Raw genomic sequence first — 1,718 nt, forward strand, 5'->3', positions numbered from 1 at the left:
TTCGTAAGGTGCTTGGCGAAGTCRCCAAGGCGGGTCTTCCCGGCAACCATCATTTCTTTGTCACTTTTCTAACCGGTGCGGCAGGTGTTCGCATATCGTCGCGTCTGCACGAAAAATATCCGGAACAAATGACAATTGTGCTGCAACATCAGTTCTGGGACCTGCAGGTTACCGACGTGCTTTTCGAAGTCGGGCTCTCCTTTGGCGATGTACCCGAACGTTTGGTCGTCCCCTTCTCGGCGATTCGCGGCTTCTACGACCCGTCAGTGAATTTCGAACTGGAATTTGATGTCGAGGTCGAAGAGGCAGTTGGCGATAATGATCAAGGCATAACCAGCATTACTCCGATCCCCCAAACCGACAAGCCCAAGCTTGCGACGCCCAGCGCCAAGCCGAAGCCACCGGTGAAAACGGTGAAAAAGCCGGTCAAGGCTGGCGACAAATCAGATACCGAGGGGACCGGAGACAAATCCACCGCGTCCGTGGTGTCGCTGGATTCTTTCCGTAAGAAGAAATAACTTGGCCGAGATCGTCAATCTTCGACTGATCAAGAAGCGCAAGGCCAAAGTGGCTGTTGAGAAGACTGCAGCCGACAACAGGATCCTGTTCGGACGGACCAAGGCCGAGAAGCAATTTGACCGGGAAGCCAATCGCAAGAAAGCACGCTTTCTTGACGACCATCGGCTTGAAACAAAACCTTCCTCTACAGAAGACGATCCGGACGGCAAGTGAGCAGCGTCCGTAAACGCTCGGTCACCATTCGCGGACACCGTACGAGCTTTTCGCTCGAAGACCCCTTCTATGAAATCATTGCATCGATCGCGACTAGCCGCGGCGTGACGCTTGCGGGCTTGATTGCCGAAATTGACGAAAGCCGTGATCGCAGCTCCAACCTGTCATCGGCGTTGCGCATCTATGTGCTGGACTGGGTGAGCAACGACAGCAATAAGCGGCGATAGCCACCTGTTTTGAGTCATCAATCGCTTGCGGAAAAAAATTAGCCTGCCGTGTCGGAACGGCAAGCCCTCATTCGTCTTACAGATAGTGCAAACCGCTATGAAAGGGAAAGCGATGCCTGCCAAACAAAAGATCACCCCCTGCCTTTGGTTCAACGGAAACGCCGAAGAGGCAATGGATTTTTACATGTCCATCTTCGAGGACAGCAAAATTATCAATAGACTCAACTGGGGCAAAGAGGGGGGAAGCAAGGAAGGCTCGCTGCTTGTCGCCACTTTCCAGCTTGCAGGCCAGGAATATATTGCCTTGAATGGGGGGCCGGAATTCCAATTTTCCGAGGGTATTTCGCTCTCCATTGACTGCAGTACCCAAGAAGAAGTCGATAGACTGACGGAAAAACTGACAGCCGATGGCGGACAAATTCGCCCCTGCAGCTGGGTCAAGGACAAATTTGGCCTGTCATGGCAGATCGTTCCCACTATTCTTCCCGAAATGCTGCGGGACAAGGACCATGCGAAAGCCGACCGTGTCATGGCAGCGATGATGAAAATGCACAAAATCGACATCCAGAAGATCAAGGACGCATACAACGGCACCAGCGATTAGAGCCTCGGACGACAATATTGTCGCCCGAGGCTCTAATGGCGTTACTGAATCTTCGGGTCCAGGGACTTGGGCTCGAGCGTTTTCAGGAACTCATCGACTGACTGCTTATCGAGCGCACCAGTGCCCTGCGGCGCCGCTGCAGCGCCACCCGGTCC

4 protein-coding genes are annotated in these 1,718 nt (G+C 53.5%); all 4 read left to right on the forward strand.

Annotation, left to right across the window (positions count from 1 at the left end; all coding sequences use genetic code 11):
• The coding region (locus tag ACXJ5O_RS25970; RefSeq protein ID WP_457302424.1) for an SspB family protein at window positions 1-518 on the forward strand (518 nt) is incomplete at its 5' end.
• A gap of 1 nt (window position 519) precedes the next feature.
• Window positions 520-732: a DUF4169 family protein gene (locus ACXJ5O_RS25975; RefSeq protein ID WP_457302425.1), complete on the forward strand. Its 213-nt coding sequence runs from the start codon at window positions 520-522 to the stop codon at window positions 730-732.
• Window positions 729-959, forward strand: a complete 231-nt coding sequence (locus ACXJ5O_RS25980) for a ribbon-helix-helix domain-containing protein (protein ID WP_457302426.1) — start codon at window positions 729-731, stop codon at window positions 957-959. Before ACXJ5O_RS25975 ends, ACXJ5O_RS25980 begins: the two co-directional genes overlap by 4 nt.
• Window positions 960-1,071: 112 nt before the next feature.
• Window positions 1,072-1,563, forward strand: a complete 492-nt coding sequence (locus ACXJ5O_RS25985; protein ID WP_457302427.1) for a VOC family protein — start codon at window positions 1,072-1,074, stop codon at window positions 1,561-1,563.
• Window positions 1,564-1,718 lie beyond the last annotated feature (155 nt).

The organism is Phyllobacterium sp. P5_D12 (assembly GCF_054049495.1).

Coding starts and splice junctions, on each gene's coding strand:
- ACXJ5O_RS25985 (WP_457302427.1), top strand. CDS start 1,072: ATGCCTGCCAAACAAAAGATCACCCCCTGCCTTTGGTTCAACGGAAAC.